This window comes from Natronobiforma cellulositropha, assembly GCF_025629245.1.
Classification (GTDB): domain Archaea; phylum Halobacteriota; class Halobacteria; order Halobacteriales; family Natrialbaceae; genus Natronobiforma; species Natronobiforma cellulositropha.
This window is the reverse complement of the sequence record NZ_JANZXN010000060.1, coordinates 47,968-67,883: the sequence shown is the minus strand read 5'-3', so window position 1 is coordinate 67,883 and position 19,916 is coordinate 47,968. Positions and strand designations below refer to the sequence as shown.

At 66.7% G+C, this 19,916-nt stretch carries 17 protein-coding genes; 10 read left to right on the top strand and 7 right to left on the bottom strand.

Annotated features, from left to right (window positions below):
- Positions 1-55 precede the first annotated feature (55 nt).
- Entirely contained in the window at positions 56-2,053 is a 1,998-nt protein-coding gene (locus N0B15_RS17660) for a helix-hairpin-helix domain-containing protein (protein ID WP_263021138.1), read from the top strand.
- Positions 2,054-2,073: 20 nt separating this feature from the next.
- Here the strand turns inward: N0B15_RS17660 and N0B15_RS17655 are convergent, their stop codons facing one another.
- Positions 2,074-2,490, bottom strand: coding sequence for a hypothetical protein (locus N0B15_RS17655; protein ID WP_263021030.1), 417 nt, complete (start codon positions 2,488-2,490; stop codon positions 2,074-2,076).
- Positions 2,487-3,737 carry an outer membrane protein assembly factor BamB family protein gene (locus N0B15_RS17650; protein ID WP_263021029.1) on the bottom strand — a complete coding sequence of 417 codons (1,251 nt, stop codon included), beginning with the start codon at positions 3,735-3,737 and terminating at the stop codon, positions 2,487-2,489. Before N0B15_RS17650 ends, N0B15_RS17655 begins: the two co-directional genes overlap by 4 nt.
- Positions 3,738-3,928: 191 nt before the next feature.
- Between N0B15_RS17650 and N0B15_RS17645 the strand changes: the two genes are divergently transcribed.
- On the top strand, positions 3,929-5,059 hold the full coding sequence (locus N0B15_RS17645; RefSeq protein WP_263021028.1) for an ORC1-type DNA replication protein: 1,131 nt from the start codon (positions 3,929-3,931) through the stop codon (positions 5,057-5,059).
- A gap of 36 nt (positions 5,060-5,095) precedes the next feature.
- On the opposite strand, the gene N0B15_RS17640 is transcribed toward N0B15_RS17645, so the two are convergent.
- The gene (locus N0B15_RS17640; protein ID WP_263021027.1) at positions 5,096-6,274 is read right to left on the bottom strand and encodes a Fic family protein; all 1,179 of its coding nucleotides are present in this window, start codon (positions 6,272-6,274) and stop codon (positions 5,096-5,098) included.
- A gap of 154 nt (positions 6,275-6,428) precedes the next feature.
- Positions 6,429-6,704: a DUF7553 family protein gene (locus N0B15_RS17635; protein ID WP_263021026.1), complete on the bottom strand. Its 276-nt coding sequence runs from the start codon at positions 6,702-6,704 to the stop codon at positions 6,429-6,431.
- 93 nt (positions 6,705-6,797) lie between these two features.
- Between N0B15_RS17635 and N0B15_RS17630 the strand changes: the two genes are divergently transcribed.
- Entirely contained in the window at positions 6,798-7,310 is a 513-nt protein-coding gene (locus tag N0B15_RS17630) for a hypothetical protein (RefSeq protein ID WP_263021025.1), read from the top strand.
- Between the two features lie 100 nt (positions 7,311-7,410).
- Positions 7,411-9,462 (top strand): excinuclease ABC subunit UvrB, encoded by a 2,052-nt coding sequence (uvrB, locus tag N0B15_RS17625; protein ID WP_263021024.1) that lies wholly within the window; start codon positions 7,411-7,413, stop codon positions 9,460-9,462.
- An 8-nt stretch (positions 9,463-9,470) separates the two neighbouring features.
- Here uvrB and N0B15_RS17620 read toward each other — a convergent pair whose 3' ends face one another.
- Together N0B15_RS17620 and N0B15_RS17615 are read right to left on the bottom strand one after the other, a co-directional pair.
- Complete coding sequence (locus N0B15_RS17620; protein ID WP_263021023.1) at positions 9,471-9,767, bottom strand: SUI1 family translation initiation factor; 297 nt, start codon at positions 9,765-9,767, stop codon at positions 9,471-9,473.
- Between the two features lie 67 nt (positions 9,768-9,834).
- Positions 9,835-11,571, bottom strand: coding sequence for an excinuclease ABC subunit C (locus N0B15_RS17615; protein WP_263021022.1), 1,737 nt, complete (start codon positions 11,569-11,571; stop codon positions 9,835-9,837).
- 135 nt (positions 11,572-11,706) lie between these two features.
- Here N0B15_RS17615 and N0B15_RS17610 point away from each other — a divergent pair, with 135 nt between their 5' ends.
- Positions 11,707-12,657: an ABC transporter ATP-binding protein gene (locus N0B15_RS17610; protein WP_263021021.1), complete on the top strand. Its 951-nt coding sequence runs from the start codon at positions 11,707-11,709 to the stop codon at positions 12,655-12,657.
- Positions 12,654-13,526 (top strand): ABC transporter permease, encoded by an 873-nt coding sequence (locus N0B15_RS17605; protein ID WP_263021020.1) that lies wholly within the window; start codon positions 12,654-12,656, stop codon positions 13,524-13,526. Before N0B15_RS17610 ends, N0B15_RS17605 begins: the two co-directional genes overlap by 4 nt.
- 75 nt (positions 13,527-13,601) lie before the next feature.
- On the opposite strand, the gene ligA is transcribed toward N0B15_RS17605, so the two are convergent.
- Entirely contained in the window at positions 13,602-15,716 is a 2,115-nt protein-coding gene (ligA, locus tag N0B15_RS17600; RefSeq protein ID WP_263021019.1) for an NAD-dependent DNA ligase LigA, read from the bottom strand.
- Between the two features lie 104 nt (positions 15,717-15,820).
- Here ligA and rio1 point away from each other — a divergent pair, with 104 nt between their 5' ends.
- The 4 genes from rio1 to N0B15_RS17580 all read left to right on the top strand — a co-directional run bounded on the left by rio1 (position 15,821) and on the right by N0B15_RS17580 (position 19,915).
- Positions 15,821-16,693: a serine/threonine-protein kinase Rio1 gene (gene rio1 / locus N0B15_RS17595; RefSeq protein WP_263021018.1), complete on the top strand. Its 873-nt coding sequence runs from the start codon at positions 15,821-15,823 to the stop codon at positions 16,691-16,693.
- Between the two features lie 72 nt (positions 16,694-16,765).
- Positions 16,766-16,930 carry a hypothetical protein gene (locus N0B15_RS17590; protein WP_263021017.1) on the top strand — a complete coding sequence of 55 codons (165 nt, stop codon included), beginning with the start codon at positions 16,766-16,768 and terminating at the stop codon, positions 16,928-16,930.
- Between the two features lie 63 nt (positions 16,931-16,993).
- Complete coding sequence (locus N0B15_RS17585; protein WP_263021016.1) at positions 16,994-17,431, top strand: hypothetical protein; 438 nt, start codon at positions 16,994-16,996, stop codon at positions 17,429-17,431.
- A 66-nt stretch (positions 17,432-17,497) separates the two neighbouring features.
- Entirely contained in the window at positions 17,498-19,915 is a 2,418-nt protein-coding gene (locus tag N0B15_RS17580) for an ATP-binding protein (RefSeq protein ID WP_263021015.1), read from the top strand.
- Position 19,916 lies beyond the last annotated feature (1 nt).

Here is a 19,916-nt window from a genome sequence, read left to right as displayed (position 1 = left end):
CTTTTTCTCGTCTCGGCTGAATACCTCGCTCGATAGCATGGCGATGGAGTCCGAGGTGGAGTTCGAGGCGATTCCGGGCGTCGGCGAGAAGACCGCACGCGCGCTCGCCGACCTCGACGGCGCGGCGCGCGCTCTCCGTGAGGGTGACGTGGCGACGCTCGCGCAGGCACCGGGGATCACGCAGGGCCACGCCGCACGTATCGCCCGCGGGGCGATCCGACGCGAGCACGACGATCCGGGCGGCTTTCTTGCGACCGACCGCGCCCGCGCCGTCTACCGCGAACTCCTCGAGTTACTCCAGGAGCGAACCGTCACCCGCTACGGCGCCCAGCGCCTCGAGACGTTCTACCCGAGCAGTCGCGCCTCGCGCATCGAGGAGGTCCAGGCGTTCGTCGAGGACGCACTCGAGCGCGAGCCGACGCCCGCGGTACAGGAGGCGCTCGCGGGTCTCTCCCCGCTCGACCCCGCCGGCGACGTCCAGGTCCGTGAGCGCTGTCTGGCGACGCGCGACGCCGAGCGCTACAGCGAGGCCCGGGCGGCGGTCCCCGAACTCTCGGTCGAAATCGTCGAGGACGCCCGCGGCCTGGCGGAACTCGCCCGTGGCTACGCGACCGTCGTCGCCCTCGACGAGGCGTTCGCGGGCGTCGACGTCGAGGGCGACGTCCAGGTACTCCCTGACGCGCTCGAGAACCCCGTCGAGGTGGTCCCCGAGCGCCCGCTCGCGTTCTTCTCGCGCAACCGCGAGCGCCTGCAGGCGGCCGTCGCCGTCCACCGGGCGGCCGATATCGAGACTGCCTGCGACCTGGATGCACTCGAGGACGCCCTCTCGAGGCTCGACGACGACGGTACCGTCGCGGGCGACGCGGAACTCGACCGGCTCACCGTCGCGGCCAACGACCTCGACGCCGCCGCCGGAACCGCCGAATCGCTCGCGAACGACCGCCTCCGGGCGGCCATCCGCGAGCAGGACGTCACTATCGAGGGGGCGGACCTCCTCTCGCTCGTCGAACGCGGCGCGGGCGTCGATTCGCTGCTCGCTCGCGAACTCGCCGACGAGTACGCAGACGCCGTCGAGGCCGCCCGCGACCACCTGGTCGACGCACTCGACCTCGACGCGGGTGAGGCGGAACTCGCCCGGGTGGCCTTCCCCGACGAACCCACGTTTCCGGTCGAACGCGACGAGCCGGCCATCTCGCGCCTGCGAGAGGACCTCACCGCCGCGAAAGACCGGCGGGCCGCCCGCCTCAAACGCGACCTCGCGCGGACGCTCGCCGACCAGCGCGGGGACGCCGAGGAACTCGTCCGCGCCGCACTCGAGGTCGACGTCGAACTCGCGCTCGCCCGCTTCGCCCGCGACTTCGGGTGTACGCTCCCCACCTTCACCGAGGAGACCGGCGTCGCCATCGAGGGCGGGCGTTCGCCGCTGCTCTCGGAGCCGCTCGCGTCGATCGATCCGGTCGACTACGAGGTGTCCGGCGTCACGCTGCTCTCGGGGGTCAACAGCGGCGGGAAGACCTCGACGCTCGACTTGCTCGCGAGCGTCGTCGTCCTCGCACACATGGGGCTGCCGGTGCCAGCCGAAGACGTCCGCCTGTGCCGGTTCGACGACCTCCACTACCACGCGAAGACCCAGGGGACGCTCGACGCGGGCGCGTTCGAGTCGACCGTCCGCCAGTTCGCCGACCTCGCGGCCGGCGGCGACGGCAGTCTCGTCCTGGTCGACGAACTCGAGAGCATCACGGAACCGGGGGCGAGCGCGAAGATCATCGCGGGCATCTTGGAGGCGCTTTCGGAAAACGGCGCGACCGGCGTCTTCGTCTCCCACCTCGCCGGCGAGATTTCGGCGGTCGCGACCGTCGACGTCTCGGTCGACGGCATCGAGGCGGTCGGGCTGGTCGACGGCGAACTCCGGGTGAACCGCTCGCCGGTCAGCGACCACCTCGCGCGCTCGACGCCGGAGCTGATCGTCGAGAAACTCGCCCGCGAGGCCCACGAGGGCGGTGGCGCGCACGAGCCGAACTTCTACGGTCGGCTGCTCGAGAAGTTCGAGTGAGACGCCGACTTCCCCGGCCGTTATCTGATCCACGCTCGCCAGTCGCTCCGGAACGCGACCGCGGCGGCGAGCGAAGCGACCCCGACGAGGAGCGCGAGTTCGCGGGCGATCGCCAGCCACGAGGATTCGACCGGGTACGATCCGAACGCGACGCCGGCGGCGAGCCAGCCAGCGAACGTCAGCACGCAGAAGACGGTGAGGTCGTCGATCGAGCCGCGGTAGGCGACGGTGACGACGCCCGCGACGGCGGTGTACGCGACGAGGGCCGCCCAGTCGGGGAGGAGCAGTCCCCAGCGGACGAGCGCCGCCTCGAGAATCCCCAGCGCTGGTGAGAACGCGAACGCCACCAGAATACAGACGCCGACGAACCGGCCAGCCAGCGTGATCGCCCCGCCCAGCCTTTCGAAATCGATACTCGGAGTCGGTTTCGCGGTCATACTCGAGTCCCCTCCTCACCGTCTCCCACCGTCTCTCCCGCTCCTTCCAGCGCGTACACCCGGTCGCCGACCGACTGGTAGAGGCGCTCGGCCGTCGGGATAACGGGCCCGCTCGCACTCGCGGTCGGGGCCTCGTCGAACCGAAACCGTTCGTCGCCGCTCTCGGCTGCGAGCGCCCGAAAGCCGTCGGTCGTCGAGACGTAGACGGTCTCGGCGTCGGCGCTCACGCCGCCGGGACGTGCCGGGTTCGACACGCCCGTCGACCACCGCCGGTCGCCCGTGGCTGCCTCGAGTGCGACGACCTCGCCCGCCTCGTCGTCGACCGCGTACACGGTCTCGTGGGCGACGGCGAACGCGCGGCCGAACGCGGTCCCGAACGACCCTCGCCACCGTTCGGTCCCGTCGTGGTCGAACGCGACTAGCGACCCCCCGCCGACGTACAGTCCGTCCTCGGTGACCGCACCGCGCGGCCTGGGACTGAGCGCGCGCCCCTCGAATTCGGGCGTCCGGCGCCACTCGACCGCGCCCGTCGCGAGGTCGTGGGCGGCGACGACCCAGCCCGCGTCGGTTCGGACCGTGTACAGGCGGTCGTCGATCGCGCCGATCGCCATCCTGTGGTCGCCGTCGTCGGTGTACCGCCAGCGCTCGGCGCCCGTCTCGGTATCGAGCGCCCACAGGGCCTCCGTTCCGGAGCGGCGGGCGTCGAAGATCGCCGTATTACCGGTTACGAGCAGCGAATCGATCGCCGTGTTCGTCCGAACCCGCCACTGCAGGCGCCCGCTCGAGCGCGACAGCGCGCAGATGTTCGTGTCGAAGACGGCGACGACGCGGTCGTCGGCGATCCACGGCGGGAGCCGGACGCTGTTTCTCAGTGAGCCTCCCAGCTCCAACCTCGACTGTGAGAACGGATGGGGCAACGCGTACGACCACCGTTCGCCACCGGTGGCCGACTCGAGCGCGCCCAGTGCCTCGCGGTCGCCGACGGACAGCGTCCCCGCCCCGAGTGCAATCGGGACGGCGTAGATCGACGGTGCCTGGTACTCTCGTTCCCAGGCAACGGTGACGTCGGTCGGGGTCGCAGACGGGACGGCGGCCGTCCCTCGAGCGCCGCCGTGTGGCCCGGGCCACGCTGCTGTCGCCCCGTCGAAGCGCTGTGTCGACCGAACGACAGATGGCCGCACGGTCCCGGCGGCGAGAAACGACCCACCGGCGACCGCGAGCAGTCGACGTCTGGTGAGGTACGTCATTCTGTGCTGGCTGTAGTGTTATTCTGCAGATGTATGGATATTTGGAATTATGGCCGTCCGAGACCGGCGGCCCCGCTCGAGCGCCGACGCGGACGTGTCGTCTCTTTCGCTCGCCGTTTTTGCCCGTACACGCACGCTCAGCGGCCGTAGTGCGCAAACAACTAAGTAGCTCCGCAAGCCTGGTGAAAGTGATGGTTGGCGACCCCGACGATCGGATGTTGTCGTGGGACGAGTCCGTCTTCCGGGACGAACACGTCTTCGAGATCGACTACCTCCCGGAGACGTTTCACCACCGCGACAGCCAGATGCAGGGGCTGACCTACGCACTGCGTCCGGCCGTCCGCGGGTCGCGACCGCTCAACGTCCTCGTGCGCGGCCCGCCGGGGACGGGGAAGACGACCGCGATCCAGAAACTCTTCGGCGAGGTCGCGATGCAGACCCAGGACGTGCGCACGATCCGGGTCAACTGCCAGGTCAACGCCACCCGCTACTCGGTGTTCTCACGGCTATTCGAGGGCTGTTTCGACTACGAACCGCCCTCCTCGGGCATCTCCTTTAAGAAACTCTTCGCCCAGATCGCCGAGAAACTCATCGAGGAAGACCGCGTCTTCGTCGTCGCCTTAGACGACGTGAACTACCTCTTCTACGAGAACGAGGCCTCCGATACGCTCTACTCGCTGTTGCGCGCCCACGAGGAACACCCCGGCGCGAAGATCGGCGTCATCGTCGTCTCCTCCGACCCCACACTCGAGGTGATCGAGGAACTCGACTCGCGCGTCCAGAGCGTCTTCCGCCCCGAGGACGTCTACTTCCCGGTCTACGACCAGCCGGAGATCGTCGAGATCCTCCGCGAGCGCGTCAGACGCGGCTTCCACGAGGACGTGGTCTCCGGCGACGTCTTAGAGCGGGTGGCTTCGCTCACCGCCGACAGCGGCGATCTCCGCGTCGGTATCGACCTGCTCCGCCGGGCCGGTCTCAACGCCGAGATGCGCGCCAGTCGCGTCGTCGAACCCGAAGACGTCGAGAAGGCCTACGAGACCTCGAAGTACGTCAACCTCTCGCGGAGCCTCGCGGGGCTGAGCGAGAACGAACGCGCCTTACTCGAGGTGATCGCCGACCACGACGGCGACCAGGCGGGCGCAGTCTACGAATCCTTCCACGAAGAGACCGACCTCGGCTACACCCGCTACTCCGAGATCGTCAACAAACTCGACCAGCTCAACCTCATCGACGCCGACTACGCCGACATCGACGGCCGGGGGCGCTCGCGCGCGCTCTCGCTCTCTTACGAGAGAGACGCGATCCTCGACCGCCTCGAGTAGGAGAGTGGCCCGCGTGATGTGGTTTCGCGAGCCGAGTCAGTACGTCTGGGGTGGTCGCTCGAGAATTTCGAAGATCTCCCTGGCCCGGTACTCCCTGTTTCGGTCGTTCCCCGTCATTTCCTCCAGCACACCCTCGTCTTCGAGTGCGCCCACCGCACGGTAGGCCGTCGAGCGCTCGATGTCGAGTGCGTCTGCGACCGTCTTCGTCGTCACGTACGGGTGTTCGAAGAGCGAACACGCGAGCCGGTTCGTCGCGTACTGGGAGCCACCGTACTCGCGCTCGTAGCGCCGTCGAAGCGCGTCCAGCGCCAGCGTGCGCTCGACCGACTCCTCGGCCTGCTGGGCGACTCCGGTGACGAAAAACGAGAGCCACCGCTCCCAGTCGCCGCGGAACCGAACCGCCTCCATACGCTCGACGTACGCCACCTTGTTCCGGTTGAAGTACTCACTGAGGTAGAGGGTCGGCCGCTCGAGGAGACCGCCGTCGTACAACTGGAGCGTGATGAGGAGCCGGCCGAGTCGGCCGTTGCCGTCACCGTAGGGGTGAATCGTCTCGAACTGGTAGTGGAACAGCGCGATGTCGACGAGGGTGTGGTAGCTGCCACCGGTCCGGTAGTACGTCACCAGCGCGTCCATCAGCCCCTCGACCGCCCCCGGAACCGGCGGCAGGAAGTCCCCGAGGTGGTTCGGGACCGTCTTGTAGGCGCCGATCGTCTCCGTCTCGACCCGCTCGTCCGGCACGTCCGTCAGCAGCGTCTCGTGGAGGTCGTGGAGGAGCGCGACGGATAGCTCGCCGCCGCCCTCGAGCGTGTCGATGCCGTCTCTGACGGCCTGTTCGTAGTTGAGCACTTCCTGCGTGTCTTTCGTGCTCGCGTGACCTGTGACGGGTGCTGTGGCCGCTTCGTCACGTTGGTCCAGACGGCGCGTCTCGAGGCTGTAGAGGGCGTTGTAGTCGATGTCTGCACCCTCGATCTCGGCGGACTCCATCGCCTCCTTCCGGAGCAACGAGGTGTAGAGAACGGGCGGGAAGTCGAGCTCGAGGCTGATGCCAGCGAGTTTGCCCAGCCAGAACGTCGCCTCAGCGAGCAGTTCGAAGAAGTCGTCGTCGAGCGCGAGGCCCTCTGCGGGTGGGAGCGGGTCCGGCCTGTAGTACGGCCGTCTTCCGTAAGGGACGAGGGTGCCCGGTGCCCCGTCTTCGAGTTCGTGCGCTCTCATGCACGTATGAACCTGTGCACTCGAGTATAGTTGAATCTATTGCTCCCAATGCAAACGAGAGGCGATTGAAACCATACTGGTTGCAGAGGGACGAGTCGAATGCACTCGGTGGCTGTTTCCCCTCGAGACTGCCTCTGTCCCTCCTCGAGCACCCCTACACCCGCGGCAACTCCTCGCGGTAGGCTTCGGCGTGCTCGAGCGCGCGTTCGATCTGCGTCTCGGTCTCGCCCGTGGCGCGTTCGTTCGCCTGCCTGAGGACGTTGAGGTGGCTGTCCATGAGTGCGTGGTCCGGGTGTCGACCCTCACTGACGAGTTCGGCGAACGCCGCGCCGGTCTCGCGGAGGGGACCGCGAACGCCATCGTCTGCGGTCTCGATGGCCTCCTCGAGTGCGTGGCGTGACTGGGTGAGTTTCGTCTGGTCGGGTGCCATGGCTGGTCTCTCCACGGCCGCACACAAGTGAGTTGGCCGCCGCTCGAGACACGGCCGAGTGCTTATTTCTCCTCTTCCCGTACCACGACTCGTATGGGTGAGCGAACGCTCGAGGAGACGGCCGAGCCGTCGGCGGGCGTCGACGAGGCGCTCAAACGCCGGGTCGAGGAGGCCTACTTCAACGACGCGGAGGACGAACTGGTCGTCGTCGGCGTCTCCGAGACCGCCGAGGGCACCATCGCCATCGAGATGCAGACACCCCACGGCGACACCACCCACACCGAATACGTCGAGGGACCGACCGACGGCTCACTCGAGGGCTGTCCGGCGTTCCGGCGGATTCTGGCCCTGGCGGGGGTGTCGCCGCTCGAGTTAGACGACCTGCTCGGCGCGCACGTTCCGGCCTCGTTCGACCCCGAGACGGGGTGGACGGTCGGACGCGAGCGGCGGGCGGACGAGTCGGCCGCCCTCGAGGTTGAGCGACGTAGGTCGCTGGCCGCCAGCACTGCCGAGTGGGCCCGGCGCAACACCGACTGGTTCGTCGTCGTGCTGTTGGTCGGCGGCGAGTTGCTCATCATCGCGCTGTTGATCTACCTCTACGCGTAGTCGCCGTCCGGCCGCGCGACGCTCGAGACCCGACCGGTCACCCGTCGTGAGCGTCCGGGAGCGTGTCTGTCAAGTGCCTCCGGTCCGTATCCGGGCTATCGTGAGTGACACTCGAGGTCCGCTCCAGCCAGACCGACCGGACGCCGCGACGTCGTTCGCGGTCGACGCCCCGTTCGAGCCAGCGGGTGACCAGCCGACGGCGATCGACGAGCTGGTCGACGGATTCGACGACGGCGCGAAACGCCAGACGCTCCTGGGCGTGACCGGCTCCGGGAAGACGAACACCGTCTCGTGGGTGATCGAGGAAGTCCAGAAACCGACGCTGGTCATCGCCCACAACAAGACGCTCGCCGCCCAGCTCTACGAGGAGTTTCGCAGCCTCTTTCCGGACAACGCCGTCGAGTACTTCGTCTCCTACTACGACTACTACCAGCCCGAGGCCTACGTCGAACAGACCGACACCTACATCGACAAGGACGCCTCGATCAACGACGAGATCGACCGGCTGCGCCACTCCGCGACGCGCTCGCTGCTCACCCGCGACGACGTCATCGTCGTCGCTTCCGTCTCTGCGATCTACGGTCTCGGTGATCCGCGCAACTACGAGGGGATGGCGATGCGTCTCGAGACCGGCGAGGAGGTCGGCCGCGACGAGTTGCTGAAACGGCTCGTGGACCTGAACTACGAGCGCAACGACGTCGACTTCACCCAGGGCACCTTCCGCGTCCGCGGCGACACCCTCGAGATCTTCCCGATGTACGGCCGCTACGCCGTCCGCGTCGAACTCTGGGGCGACGAGATCGACCGGATGCTCACCGTCGACCCGCTCGAGGGCGAGGTCAAAGGCGAACTCCCAGCCGTGCTGGTCCACCCGGCAGAACACTACTCGATCCCCGAACAACGGCTCGAGGCAGCCACCGAGGAGATCCGTTCGGATCTCGACTCCCGAATTTCGTACTTCGAGCGGGCGGGCGACTTACTCTCCGCCCAGCGTATCGAGGAGCGGACCACGTTCGACCTCGAGATGATCGAGGAGACGGGCTACTGTTCGGGCATCGAGAACTACTCGGTCTACTTCGACGACCGCGAGCCGGGCGATACGCCCTACACGCTGCTCGATTACTTCCCCGAGGAGTTTCTCACCGTGATCGACGAGTCCCACGTCACCCTCCCGCAGGTCCGCGGGCAGTTCGCGGGCGATAAGTCCCGCAAGGACTCGCTGGTCGAGAACGGCTTTCGCCTCCCGACCGCCTACGACAACCGGCCGCTCACCTTCGAAGAGTTCGAGGAGAAACTCGACCGGGCGCTGTTCGTCAGCGCCACGCCGGGTGACTACGAGCGCGACCACTCAGAGCGCGTCGCCGAACAGATCGTCCGGCCCACCCACCTCGTCGACCCCGAGATCGAGGTCTCACCGGCGACCGGACAGATCGACGACCTCATCGACCGCATCGACAGACGCGTCGAGCGCGAGGAGCGCACTCTCGTGACCACCCTCACCAAACGGATGGCCGAAGACCTCACCGAGTACCTAGAGGAGTCGGGCGTCGCCGTTTCCTACATGCACGACGAGACCGACACGCTCGAGCGCCACGAGATTATCCGCTCGCTCCGACTCGGTGAGATCGACGTGCTCGTGGGCATCAACCTCCTGCGCGAGGGCCTCGACATCCCGGAAGTCTCGCTGGTGGCGATCCTCGACGCCGACCAGTCGGGGTTCTTACGCTCTGAGACCACGCTCGTCCAGACGATGGGGCGGGCGGCGCGAAACGTCAACGGCGAGGTCGTCCTCTACGCCGACGAGGTTTCCGACGCCATGGAGTTCGCCATCGAGGAGACGGCTCGCCGCCGAGAGATCCAACGCGAGTTCAACGAGGACCACGGCTACGAACCCACCACCATCGAGAAGGCCGTCAGCGAGAGCGACCTCCCCGGGAGCAAGACCGACACCTCGAGCATCTCCGGGCGAGACCTCGAGGACGAAGACGACGCCGCGAGATACGCCGCCGAACTCGAGGACCGGATGCAGGAGGCGGCGGGCAACCTCGAGTTCGAACTGGCGGCGGACATTCGAGACCGCCTCCGGGAGGTCCGCGCGGAGTTCGACCTCGGTGGTAACGAGGGTGTCGCGCCGCCCGCAGAGGAGTTCTGAGACCGGGCTCACTCACGAACCGTGAACCCTCGGTCGCGGAGCAGTTCGGGAACGCGACGCTGGTGGTCGCCCTGGAGTTCGATGCGCCCTTCCTCCGCGGTGCCGCCGGTACCGAGCGAGCGCTTCAGCTCCGAGGCGAGGTCTCTGACGTCTGCGCGAGGGAGGTCGAATCCCTCGAGTATCGTCATCGGCTTGCCGTAGCGCCGTCGCTCCATGCGGACCGAGACCGCCTGTTCCGTCCGCGTCAGGTCGTCGTGGGCGTCGAGTTCCTCGAGTAAGTCGTCGAGTGGGTCGTCGTCTGCCACACGCGAAGAGAGGTTCTCGAGTGCCTTAGCTCCGTCCCGGGATGTCAGTGACTGTCGCGGCGGATGATCAGAGCCTGGCTTTGATCGTCCGCGCCGTCTGCTCACCGACGCCGGAGACGCTCTGTAACTCCTCGAGACTCGCCTCGCGGACGTTCTCGACGCTGCCGAAGCGCCCGAGCAGGCGCTTTCTGGTCTCCGGGCCGACGCCGGGGACGGCATCGAGCGCCGTCGAGACCTCGTCGCGGACCGTCTGGTGGTACTGGACGGCGAAGCGGTGGGACTCGTCGCGCACCCGCTGGAGGAGGTGTAGCTGTGGGGAGTCGCGTGGCCAGCGGAACTCGCGCTCGGGCGTGACGACCCGTTCGTCGGCCTTCGCGAGCGCGATGGCGGGGACGTCCCAGCCGACGGTCTCGAGCGCTCCCCGCGCGGCCTCGAGCTGGCCCGCCCCGCCGTCGATGAGCACCAGGTCGGGGTCGGGCCGGTCGTCTCGCCCCTCGAGTGCGCGTCTGGCGCGCCACTCGAGCAGCGCGCACATGTTGTCGTAGTCGTCGTTCTGGTCGGTGAGGCGCTTCCGGCGGTAGTCGGCGGTTTCGGCGGCCCCCTCGACGAAGACGACGTTCGACCCGACGGCGGCCGTGCCGTGGGCGTGGCTCACGTCGAAGCCCTCGATCCGCCGGGCCGACTCGAGACCGAGCGCGTCGGCCAGCGCGCCACACTCGTCGCGGCGGCCGACGCTGCTGCGGGCGTTCTTCAGCGCCAGCTCGACCAGTTTCGCCTCGCGGCCGACGCCGGGAATCCGCACCGCGACGCCCTCGCTCGCGAGCCAGGCGGCGACCTCCTCGTCGCCGTGTCCTTCCGGGAGTAAGATGGCGTCCGGCAGCCGGCGCTCGGCGTAGTACTGGACGAGGAAGGCGGCGAGCACCGACGGGAGCGTCTCCTCGCCGCGCGCGGGTGCCGTCAGCGTGTGGCGGTCTCGCTCGACGAGTTTGCCCCGTTCGGCGCGTAGCCGGGCGACCGTCGCGCGCTCGCCCTCGAGCGACGCGCCGAGGACGTCGACCGCCCGCTCGCCGCCGACCGACTGGATCGCCTCGCCGCCCTCGCCGTGGAACGCCTCGGCCGCCTCGAGTCGGTCCCGGAGGTTCGCCGCCCGTTCGAACTGCTGGCTACTTGCCGCAGCCTCCATCTCCCGGTGTAACGGCTCGGCGAGCACGCCGGTCTCACCCTCGAAGAAGCGCTCGGCCCGGCTGACGTCCTCGCGGTAGCGCTCGAGCGAGATTTCACGCGTACAGGGGGCGCTACACAGCCCCATCTCGTAGTCGAGACAGGGCCGCTCGCGTCCGGTGTACTTGTGGTCGGAACAGCCGCGAAGGCCGTAGGTCTCCCGGAGGGCTTTCACCACCGTGTCGACCCGGCTCCGGTCGGTGAACGGGCCGTAGACCGTCGCCGCCTCGTCGGGGTCGCGCGTCACCTCGATCCGCGGGGCGTCGTGGGCCGTCAGCTGGACCATCGGGTAGGACTTGTCGTCTTTCAGCCGGACGTTGTACCGCGGCTGGTGGCGTTTGATCAGGTTCGCCTCGAGCAAGAGCGCCTGGGTCTCGGTGTCGGTGACGGCGATCTCGATCTCGCTCGCCCGCTCGACCATCCGGCGGATGCGCCCGCTGCGCGGGTCGGCGTAGGAGCGCACGCGCGAGCGGAGGTTGACCGCCTTCCCGACGTAGAGGGTGGTCCCGTCGGCACGAAACTGGTAGACGCCGGGCTCGCGCGGGAGGGTTGTGGCGCGCTCGCGAACCGTCTCGGCGTTCATCTGCCCCGGTGTAGCTCCTCGATGCATTTGAGCCTGCCGTCGACGTGTATCTCCGGTGTCGCTCGGTGAGTTCTCTCACCCGATCATCGTTCTCGAGTGACAAAATTTATCGGGGGCCGACGTGACTGTGCAGCCATGACCGCCATATCGGTCGATAAGCTCTCCAAGCGGTTCGGCGACACGCTCGCGCTCGACGACCTCTCGTTTCAGGTCGAAGAGGGGGAAGTGTTCGGCTTTCTGGGGCCGAACGGCGCGGGCAAGTCGACGACGATCAACATCCTCCTCGACTTCGCCCGCCCGACTGCCGGTGAGGTCCGCGTCTTCGGTCTCGACGCCCAGACCGACAGCCGCGAGATCCGGCGACGGATCGGCGTCCTCCCCGAAGGCGTCGAGACCTACAGCCGACTCACCGCCCGCCAGCACCTCGAGTTCGCCATCGACTCGAAGGGGACCGACGACGACCCCGAGGAACTACTGACGCGCGTCGACCTCGTCGACGCCATCGACAAGAAGGCCGGTGGCTACTCGAAGGGGATGTCCCAGCGACTCATGCTGGCGATGGCGCTCGTCGGCGACCCAGACTTGCTGATCCTCGACGAACCCTCGACCGGTCTCGACCCCAACGGCGCGCGCGAGATGCGCGACCTCGTCCGCCAGGAGGCCGCCCGCGGCGCGACCGTCTTCTTCTCGAGTCACATCATGGAACAGGTCGAGGCGGTCTGTGACCGCGTCGGCATCCTCCGCGCCGGCGAGATGGTCGCCATCGATACCGTCGAGGGCCTGCGCGACTCCGTCGGCGGTGGCTCGACGCTCCGGGTCGTCGTCGACCGCGCCAGCCAGGACGCCCTCGAGCGCGTCCGCTCGCTGCCCGACGTGACGAGCGCCACCGGCGAGGACACCGAGCCACCGGCGCTGCTCGTCAAGACGAGTGGCTCGAAGACTGCCGTCTTGAGCGAGGTCGAAGCCGCCGGAGTCGAGGTCGTCGACTTCTCGACCGAGCAGTCCTCGCTCGAGGACGTCTTCCACGCCTACACCTCGGGATCACGCTCGAGGGGAGAGACGGTCGAACAGGAGGTGCGCACATGAGCGGCGTCGAGTTCTCGAGCGTCCGGGCGATCGCGATCAAGGACTTCCGGGACGCGGTCCGTTCCTGGACCTTCTGGGGGCTGAGCGCGCTGTTTTTCCTCGTGATCGCCTTGGTCGTGGGAGTGCTCGCGTACTTCGGACAGGACATCGCCGCAGAGGGGGCGACGACCGAAGTGCTCGTCATGTACCTCAGCGGCATCACACGGCCTGCTATCCCGCTCATCGCCTTGCTCCTCGGCTGGAAAGCCATCGCCGGTGAACGCGAGTCGGGTAGCATCAAGATCATGCTCTCGCTGCCACACTCGCGCACCGACGCCATCCTCGGAAAGGTAATCGGGCGCTCGGCGGTGCTCTCACTCTCGCTGATCATCGGCTTCGCCCTCGCTGCTGTGATCGTCGCGGTCGTACTCGGTGGCTTCGATGTCGCCGAATACGGCGGCCTGCTGTTGGTCTCGATCATCTACGCCGTCGCCTACACGAGCATCGCCGTGGCCGTCTCCTCGACCGTCCGTTCGACGACGGCCGCCGCGGCGATTCTCTTCTCGATCTTCCTGCTCTTCTATCTCCTCTGGGACCTCGCCCTCATCGCGGGATTCACGCTGATCAGTCTGGGATACCTTCCCGACAGTGAATACACCTATCAGCTCCTGCTCTTTCTCTACTACCTCGACCCTGGCATGTCCTATACGAACATCCTCTCGCTCGTCACGTCGGCCGTCGACATCGATATAGCCGTCCTCGCGTTCGAGGGCCAACTCGAGCGTACGCCCTTCTTCTTACGCGACTGGTTCTCGCTCGTCATCCTGCTGTGCTGGGTCGTCGTGCCGACGGCGATCGGCATCGCCCGGTTCAACCGGACTGACCTCTGAAAATTCGGGCGACTTCTCCGTGCCACACCGGATCGGTTTTTCACGCACTCGAGCCCGGCCGCTACGGTAGTCCGCTCACTCGAGCCCGGCCGCCTCGAGGTCGATCCCACGCGCAGACAGTTCCTCGAGAAATTCTGCCTCCGAGCGCACCGTGACGCCGTTCGCCTCGGCGTCCTCACGCTTTCTGGTCCCCGCGTTCTCGCCTTCGACCAGGTAGTCCGTGTTGCCGGAGACGCTGCTCGTCGCGTTCGCGCCGTGGGCTTCGACGAGCGCTTGCGCCTCGCTGCGGGTCAGCTCCGAGAGCGACCCGGTGAAGACGACTGTCACCCCCTCGAGTGCGTCGCCACCGGCGTTCCCCTCGCTCGCCTGCGGGCTGACGTGCTCGAGGAGCGCGTCGACAACCGCGGCGTTCCCCTCGCTCGCGAAGAACTCGGAGATCGCCTCGGCGACGGTCTCGCCGATCTCGTCGACCGACTCGAGGTCGGCGGGTGACTCGAGGGCGGTCTCGCGAACCGCCTCGACGGAGGCGAACTCGCGGGCGAGTTCGCGCGCCGTGGCGGGACCGACGTGCGGGATGCCGAGCGCGGCGAGAAACTGCTCGAGGTCGGGTTCGCGACTCGCTGCGATCTCACCGAGGACGTTCTCGGCGCTGGTCTCGCCCCAGCCCTCGAGCGCTTCGAGGTCTGCCACTTCGAGTTCGTAGAGGTCGGCGACGCTCTCGAGGAGACCCGCCTCGACGAGCTGGCGGACGCTTCGCTCGCCGAGACCCTCCAGGTCGAGGCCGGCGTCGCTCGCGTAGTACTCGATCGAGCGCCGCCGCTGGGCGTCACAGGCCAGCCCACCGGTGCAGTAGGCGAGCGGGCCGTCGCGCTCGAGCGGACTCCCACAGACCGGACAGCGCTCGGGGAGCTGGTAGTAGCTCTCGGAACTGTTCTCGCGTCCCTTCTCGACGACCTCCTCGACGTAGGGGATGACGTCGCCCGCCCGCGAGACGCGCACGGTGTCGCCGACGGCGACACGCTTGGCTTCGATCTCCTCGGGGTTGTGGAGACTCGCCCGCGAGACGGTGACGCCGCCGACGTCGACCGGCTCGAGCAGTGCGACGGGTGTCACCCGTCCGGTCCGGCCGACCTGGAGGGCGACGTCGACGATGGGCGTCACCTCCGCGCGGGCGGGGAACTTGTAGGCGAACGCCCAGCGGTCGTGTCTGGCCGTCCGGCCGAGTTCCTCGCGCGCGTCCCGCGAGTCGACTTTGATGACGACGCCGTCGATCTCGAACGGGAGGTCGTCTCGTTCCTCGAGCAGGCGATTCCGGTAGGCGATGGCGTCCTCGATCTCCGTGACGCGCTCGACGCGGTCGGTCACCCGCAGGCCGTAGCTGGGGAAGGTCTCGAGTTCCTCCCAGTGGGTCTCGGCGAGCTCGCTGGCGTCGAGGACGTCGAAGTAGAACACCTCGAGCGGGCGCTCGGCGACGACGGCGGGGTCGAGCTGGCGAATCGTGCCCGCGGTGGCGTTTCGCGGGTTGGCGAAGGGCTCCTCGCCGCGTTCGATCCGCTCGCGGTTGTGCGCCTGGAAGGCGGCTTTGGGCATGTAGACCTCGCCTCTGACCGCGAAGCGGGCGGGCGGATCGTCGTGGAGCCGTCCGGGAACCGAGCCGATCGTCCGGGCGTTCTGGGTCACGTCGTCGCCCTCGCGGCCGTCGCCGCGGGTGACCGCACGCTCGAGTCGCCCCTCCTCGTAGACGAACGCCATGGAGACGCCGTCGAACTTCGGCTCACAGACGTAGGAGACCTCCTCGATCCCGGCCGCCTCGAGTTCTCGTCTGACTCGGCGGTCGAACTCGCGGACGTCCTCGGCTTCGCCGCTCTGGTCGATCGAGAGCATCGGCGCCACGTGCTCGACGGTGTCGAACGCCTCGAGCGGTTCGCCGCCGACCGCCCGGGTCGGACTGTCCGGCGTCTCGAGACCGAACGCCTCCTCGAGGTCCCGCAGGCGGGCGAACAGTGCGTCGTAGGTCCGGTCGGCGATCGTGGGCGCGCCCTCGACGTAGTAGCGGCGGTCGTGTTCGCGGACCGCCTCCCGGAGCCGGTCGGCCTGCCGTTCGGCCGCTTCGTCGCTGATATCCTCGAGCGGTTCGAACTCGGTCGGTGGCTCCTCGAGATAGGGGTTCTCCTCGTCGGCGACGGGCATTAGCGGGGGTTCGCACGCCTGCGCTTAAACGCGACCGGTTTGGCTTCCGACCGGTTCGCCCCGACACCCACACCTTTAGCCGCTCGCCCCGTTAGAGGTGGTAGATGGACACCGGAAACGAGTTCGAGTTGCTCGACCCCGAAGGTGGGGATATCCCGGGCGACGAGTGGGAAGCGATCGACGTCTCCGATACGGAGGCCGACCGCCTCGCCCGCGAGCGCGACCGCGAGTTCCACCAGTTCCAAAAGCGCATCAAAGACGCCGATCAGTTCAAAGTCGAGCAGTCGGTGTTCGACGACGCGACCTTCGCTGCGCTCTACAAACTGGTCCACGACGGCCACGTCGTCGCCTTCGGCGGCCCCCTCTCGACCGGCAAGGAGGCGAACGTCTACCACGCGCTCGGTCCCGACGACACCGACGTCGCCGTCAAGGTCTACCGGATCAACGCCTCGAACTTCCGACAGATGCGCGACTATCTCGAGGGCGACCCCCGCTTCGAGGGTCTCGGCGGGAAGAAGAAGGACGTCGTCCTCGCGTGGGTGAAAAAGGAGTCGGCGAACTTAGAGCGCGCCCGCAAGGCTGGCGTGCGCGTACCGACGCCGATCGCCACCGAGCGAAACGTCCTCGTCATGGAGTACCTCGGCGACGAGGACGGCCGGGCGAAACGCCTCGGCGAACTCCACATCGAGAACCCCGAGACCGCCTACGAGGTGCTCGCCGAGTACATGCGTCGTCTCTACGCCGCCGGACTCATCCACGGCGACCTCAGCGAGTACAACGTCGTCTTCCAGGACGGCCAACTCGTCGTCATCGACCTCGGCCAGGGGGTCACCGTCCACCACCCCAACAGCCGCGAGTTCCTGATCCGTGACTGTGAGAACGTCGCGAACTTCTTCGCCCGCCAGGGCGTCGACGTCACCGGCGACGAACTCCTCGAGTTCGTCACCCAGCCGGAGCCCGATCCCTCGAGAAGCTGAGTGCCGAGGGCGAAAACGCGTGCGTGCTCGCCTGCAGACGGTTTATCTCGTCGACGGGAGTAGGTCGTGACGATGGCAGACGCGAGCTACCGGTGTGTCTGTGGCGCCCCGCTCCGGTTCAAACAGGACCTCGAGGTCGAGTCGACGACCACCGGGCGGCGCTTTCGCTGTCGCGACTGTGCGACGCCGGTGCCCGGAATCGTCGGCGAGCGCCTCGTCCACCAGCACCCCTCGTGACCGTCGGGACCCGCTGTTCTGTTCTCCTGAAAGCATTTACCGGCGGCTCTCATTTGCGACTGTATGAACCGCCGACAGGTGCTGGCGGCCGTTGGCGTCGGGACGGCCGCCCTCGCTGGCTGTCTCTCCGACGGCCCCCGCTCGAGCGATCCGCCCTCGAACGAGACCGACGCCGCTCCCTCGCTCGACGCGCTCTCGAACGAGTGTCCGTATACGGAGGCCTCGCCGCCGTCGACGCTCACCGAGAACGCGGTCAGGGCGTTCGTCGAGGCATCGGAAGCGGACTACGCGATGGAACACCAGTCGGTCTCGGGGCTCCAGCACACCGGCGTCGCCGTCGAGACGGTCCACATCGCCGACGGCGTCGCTCGCGTCGACGCCGAACTGTTCCTCACCGATGGCGGGATCAGCGGCGAGGCGACGGTCTATTCAAGTGCTGACTACGTCCACTTCCACCTCGGTTGGGAACCCGTTAAGTCCCCCCGCGGCATTGGGTATTGACATAACAGTATGTCATCCCAAACAACAGAAACTATCGATATTACGCCGACACCGCGAGTCCTGAAGATGCTGGGTCAGGTTGACCTGTCGGCAGCGCGCTGTTTCGCCGAGTTCATCGACAATTCTCTGGACGAGGGAATTCAGGGAACGCCGGGGCGCGGTCACAGTTCTGACGGTGGAGAAACTCTCGTAATCGAGATCCAGCCACCTACCATCCACGAGTACAAGGATGACTACGAAAACGCTGAAGTGGTCGTACGAGACAACGGCCCGGGGATGTCCAAAGAAGCCCTCCGAAACAACCTCAGGGCCGGCTATTCGGGCAAAGACCCGCTCGACGAAATGGGGCTCTTCGGGATGGGGTTCAATATTGCCACCGCCCGACTTGGTAATCGGACGAAAGTCCGGACGACACGCACGGGCGACGACAACTGGGCAGTCGCGACGATCGACTTCCGCAAGCTAAAGGGACAGGGGAGTTTCGAGGTCGACGTCGAGTACGAGGAGAAGATAGATTCGTCCGACCACGGGACGGAGATTCGGATCGGCAGGCTCAACGAGATGGCGAGAACGCTCCGTCGAAAGTGGAAGATGCCCGAGAAGCTCGGAGATTGGTACACTCCCGTACTCGAGCGGGAGAACGTAAAGATCGTCCTGAACAATGACGAACTCAGCCCCCGTCCCGCCTGCACGTGGAGCGAAGAGCGCAGCGTGGAGATCGGTGGCGAAGAGTACCCCGCGATGGAACAAATCGAAGAGAAGGTCGGCGAAGGCTTCTACTGCAAAGAGTGCTGGTCGTGGCTGGCGGACCCGTTCATAGGCGGAGAGCTGCCGGACGAGCCCGAGTGCATGGTGTGCAACGACGGGGGCGACGTCGTCCACCGAGAGCAAGTCGTGTGGGGGTGGGTCGGGATCCAGCGGTTCTTCGACGAAGAACGATTCGGCATCGACCTGATCCGCAATGGCCGAGTTATCGAAAAGCACGACAAGTCGCTGTTCAAGTGGGAGAACTCCAACGGCGTAATGGAGAGGGAATACCCACTCGACACGCTCCACTGGGGTGGCCGGATCGTCGGCGAACTCCACATCGACTTCGTTCCGGTTTCAAACACGAAGGACTCCTTCGAGAAGTCGAACCCAAGGTGGGAGAAGGTCCGGAAAGCGGTTCGCGGAGAGGCACCGTTGAGGCCAAACAGAGACGATAGCTTTGCGCCGAACCGGTCCCCCATCGGCAAGCTGTACAAGGGGTACCGCACGGGGAACGAAGTCGGCAAAAAGCGGCTCGTCCCTGGCGAGGTCGACGAGGACGGTAACGTAACAGGGGACAACTCCCGTCCGAAGGAGTGGGCAGAGAAGTTTTGGGACGGCGAAGACGAATACCAAGACGACTCGAAGTGGTGGGAGCTGGTCGAGCGAGCAGAACGTGCGATGCGGAGTTCTTCAGGGACGGCTCCCACCACTGGTTCTGGTGGCGAAACGGACTCGGCTGGCGACGACGGAGGAGGTGGTGACTCGAGCGGGGGCAGTTCTGGGCCTGGGTTTAACATCGACCCATCGGCCGATACCACTGGAGACGGGGTCACCGGGGGGGAAACCACAACAACTGAACCCGAGACCGGAACAGACAGCGATGGAGGGGCTACCGACGATGCGGGGGTTGGGGACGGAGTGGAGACGGAACCCGAGTACGAGCGTGACGAGTCGCTTTCGGGGAAATACGGCTTAGATGATATCGACCAACCCGACATCGAGTTCAACGTCTACCGTCTGATCGATGGTGAGCTCGAGGACGGACCTGTGGACGTCGCTCGCGATTCCTACGATGAACGAACGATCAGGTACGATCCCGGTGACCAGTTCTTCACCGAGTTCGGCCACGACCCGATCACGACCGTCCTGATGGAAGCTGCCTACACGTACCGTCACCAGATGGACAACCCCGGCCACTGGCGGCACACGCACCTCTTCGCGGAATTACAGGCGAAGTACTGCTCCGACAGCCGGGTCAGTCCGGAAGGACTGGCGTCGCGGGCTCAGGACCAACTCCGGCATATAAAACACCGGATCGCGGATGAGGAGTTCGAACTTCAGGATTTCGATGTCGACAGCGACGTGGAAGACGACGTCAGGGAAAACATCTGGCTCAAAGAGAACCTGGGGGAGGAAGCAGTCGAGGAAGTACTCGCGTCGAGTGCGTACCTTGAGTACGCTTCGCACCGCGAACTGGTTCGCTACTTCGAGGCCCACCCCGAGCAGTTCTTCGACGGTGCCGTATGGCAGCAGTCGTACGCCAAACTCGGCACGGACAAGCTGAAGGAACGATCTGTTGACAAGTTCCGTGCGTACCTGAGCGACGTGATCATGCTCGCCGAAGAGGCGACAGAGGTTGATCCAGCCACAGCCCGTGCGGCGAGGCGGATCGAAGTCGACCGCGCAGCGCAGAGCCTACGGCTCCTCGAAGCCGAGGCGACGGGCTCCTCCTGAG

Excerpts from the sequence above, each read along its gene's own strand:
- ligA (WP_263021019.1), bottom strand. The coding sequence starts at position 15,716 with ATGCCCGTCGCCGACGAGGAGAACCCCTATCTCGAGGAGCCACCGACC.
- N0B15_RS17580 (WP_263021015.1), top strand. The coding sequence starts at position 17,498 with ATGCTGGGTCAGGTTGACCTGTCGGCAGCGCGCTGTTTCGCCGAGTTC.
- N0B15_RS17615 (WP_263021022.1), bottom strand. The coding sequence starts at position 11,571 with ATGAACGCCGAGACGGTTCGCGAGCGCGCCACAACCCTCCCGCGCGAG.
- N0B15_RS17630 (WP_263021025.1), top strand. The coding sequence starts at position 6,798 with ATGGGTGAGCGAACGCTCGAGGAGACGGCCGAGCCGTCGGCGGGCGTC.
- rio1 (WP_263021018.1), top strand. The coding sequence starts at position 15,821 with ATGGACACCGGAAACGAGTTCGAGTTGCTCGACCCCGAAGGTGGGGAT.
- N0B15_RS17585 (WP_263021016.1), top strand. The coding sequence starts at position 16,994 with ATGAACCGCCGACAGGTGCTGGCGGCCGTTGGCGTCGGGACGGCCGCC.
- N0B15_RS17650 (WP_263021029.1), bottom strand. The coding sequence starts at position 3,737 with ATGACGTACCTCACCAGACGTCGACTGCTCGCGGTCGCCGGTGGGTCG.
- N0B15_RS17590 (WP_263021017.1), top strand. The coding sequence starts at position 16,766 with ATGGCAGACGCGAGCTACCGGTGTGTCTGTGGCGCCCCGCTCCGGTTC.
- N0B15_RS17655 (WP_263021030.1), bottom strand. The coding sequence starts at position 2,490 with ATGACCGCGAAACCGACTCCGAGTATCGATTTCGAAAGGCTGGGCGGG.
- N0B15_RS17645 (WP_263021028.1), top strand. The coding sequence starts at position 3,929 with ATGGTTGGCGACCCCGACGATCGGATGTTGTCGTGGGACGAGTCCGTC.
- N0B15_RS17640 (WP_263021027.1), bottom strand. The coding sequence starts at position 6,274 with ATGAGAGCGCACGAACTCGAAGACGGGGCACCGGGCACCCTCGTCCCT.
- N0B15_RS17635 (WP_263021026.1), bottom strand. The coding sequence starts at position 6,704 with ATGGCACCCGACCAGACGAAACTCACCCAGTCACGCCACGCACTCGAG.
- N0B15_RS17605 (WP_263021020.1), top strand. The coding sequence starts at position 12,654 with ATGAGCGGCGTCGAGTTCTCGAGCGTCCGGGCGATCGCGATCAAGGAC.
- N0B15_RS17610 (WP_263021021.1), top strand. The coding sequence starts at position 11,707 with ATGACCGCCATATCGGTCGATAAGCTCTCCAAGCGGTTCGGCGACACG.